This is a genomic window from Bradyrhizobium uaiense (genome assembly GCF_010811875.1).
Taxonomy (GTDB): domain Bacteria; phylum Pseudomonadota; class Alphaproteobacteria; order Rhizobiales; family Xanthobacteraceae; genus Bradyrhizobium; species Bradyrhizobium uaiense.
In genome coordinates, this window is the sequence record NZ_VKHP01000844.1 from 1 (window position 1) to 246 (window position 246).

At 64.6% G+C, this 246-nt stretch carries 2 pseudogenes; one reads left to right on the forward strand and one right to left on the reverse strand.

The features are described from left to right. Positions 1–126 (reverse strand): annotated as a pseudogene (locus FNJ47_RS47720) (UDP-3-O-(3-hydroxymyristoyl)glucosamine N-acyltransferase); the annotation flags it as partial. Between FNJ47_RS47720 and FNJ47_RS47725 the strand changes: the two are divergent. After that, positions 121–246: pseudogene (locus FNJ47_RS47725) on the forward strand (UDP-3-O-(3-hydroxymyristoyl)glucosamine N-acyltransferase); the annotation flags it as partial. The pseudogenes FNJ47_RS47720 and FNJ47_RS47725 overlap by 6 nt on opposite strands.

Genomic DNA, 246 nt, shown 5'->3' on the forward strand with positions numbered 1-246 from the left:
GGCCGCGAGCAGGCAGTGCCGGCCGATGGTCACATTGTGGCCGATCTGGACCTGGTTGTCGATTTTGGTGCCCTCGCCGATCACGGTGTCGCGCAGGGAACCGCGGTCGATGGTCGAGGCGGCGCCGGCACCATCATCGGCGCAGGTGCTGTCATCGGCGCCGACGTCAAGATCGGTCGCGACTGCAATGTCGGCGCCAAGACCACCATCCAGTTCGCGCTGATCGGCAACAATGTGCTGATCCAT